Source organism: Sporosarcina contaminans, from assembly GCF_042679045.1.
GTDB lineage: Bacteria > Bacillota > Bacilli > Bacillales_A > Planococcaceae > Sporosarcina > Sporosarcina contaminans.
Map to the genome: position 1 here is coordinate 1 of NZ_JBHTLT010000018.1, position 1,149 is coordinate 1,149.

Below are 1,149 nucleotides of genomic sequence, written 5' to 3' on the forward strand. Positions count from 1 at the left end.
TTAACCTATAAGAAAAGCGGAGACGACCGTTTAACCGCTGAGGCTGGACAAAGAAAAAATTGCACGGTTGATTGATGTACAATGTCTGTTTTATCCGGTTTTGAACGAATAAATTTGTTCAGTTAACACGAAACTTTTTTCAAAAAAGTACTTGTGTTTTCTTGGGAAGTTGTTATAATGAGTAATGTCTTTTGAAACAAGATATTGTTGGTCTGGCGGCGATAGCGTAGAGGTCACACCCGTTCCCATCCCGAACACGGAAGTTAAGCTCTTCAGCGCCGATGGTAGTGGGGGGCTTCCCCCTGTGAGAGTAGGACGTTGCCAGGCTATCAACTTTCCATATTACATAACGGAGGATTAGCTCAGCTGGGAGAGCACCTGCCTTACAAGCAGGGGGTCGGCNTTTTTGAGCCATTAGCTCAGTCGGTAGAGCATCTGACTTTTAATCAGAGGGTCACAGGTTCGAATCCTGTATGGCTCACCATTTCTTGATGAAAATCTTGGATTTTTTTGCGGGTGTGGTGGAACTGGCAGACACGCTAGACTTAGGATCTAGTGCCGTAAGGCGTGGGGGTTCGACTCCCTTCACCCGCATTTTTCACGCGGAAGTAGTTCAGTGGTAGAATACGACCTTGCCAAGGTCGGGGTCGCGGGTTCGAATCCCGTCTTCCGCTCCATACAATTGCCGGGGTGGCGGAACTGGCAGACGCACAGGACTTAAAATCCTGCGGTAGGTGACTACCGTACCGGTTCGATTCCGGTTCTCGGCACCAGTTATTACGTATGCGCCCGTAGCTCAATTGGATAGAGCGTCTGACTACGGATCAGAAGGTTATGGGTTCGACTCCTGTCGGGCGCGCCATTAATATAATAGTTTTTAAACCGGGAAGTAGCTCAGCTTGGTAGAGCACTTGGTTTGGGACCAAGGGGTCGCAGGTTCGAATCCTGTCTTCCCGACCATTTTTAATGGGGCCTTAGCTCAGCTGGGAGAGCGCCTGCCTTGCACGCAGGAGGTCAGCGGTTCGATCCCGCTAGGCTCCACTTATGAACCTTGAAAACTGAACAGCAAAACGTCAACAAATAAAGTCTCAAAGCCGACCCCGTCGGCGGAAGAGACAAAACGAATCTTCAGATTCGAAATTGACATCT

7 tRNA genes and 1 rRNA gene are annotated in these 1,149 nt (G+C 49.0%); all 8 read left to right on the forward strand.

What is annotated here, in order from left to right:
- The first annotated feature begins 211 nt into the window (after positions 1-211).
- The 8 genes from rrf (at position 212) to ACFQ38_RS03795 (ending at position 1,041) form a co-directional block, all read left to right on the forward strand.
- Positions 212-327 (forward strand): 5S ribosomal RNA (rrf, locus tag ACFQ38_RS03760).
- An 81-nt stretch (positions 328-408) separates the two neighbouring features.
- A tRNA-Lys gene (locus ACFQ38_RS03765) sits at positions 409-484 on the forward strand.
- A gap of 28 nt (positions 485-512) precedes the next feature.
- Positions 513-594 (forward strand) — tRNA-Leu (locus ACFQ38_RS03770).
- Between the two features lie 8 nt (positions 595-602).
- Positions 603-677: transfer RNA gene (locus ACFQ38_RS03775), tRNA-Gly, on the forward strand.
- 7 nt (positions 678-684) lie between these two features.
- Positions 685-773 (forward strand) — tRNA-Leu (locus ACFQ38_RS03780).
- Positions 774-785: 12 nt separating this feature from the next.
- Positions 786-862: transfer RNA gene (locus ACFQ38_RS03785), tRNA-Arg, on the forward strand.
- A 21-nt stretch (positions 863-883) separates the two neighbouring features.
- Positions 884-960 (forward strand) — tRNA-Pro (locus ACFQ38_RS03790).
- 8 nt (positions 961-968) lie between these two features.
- Positions 969-1,041, forward strand: a tRNA-Ala gene (locus ACFQ38_RS03795).
- Positions 1,042-1,149: the final 108 nt, after the last annotated feature.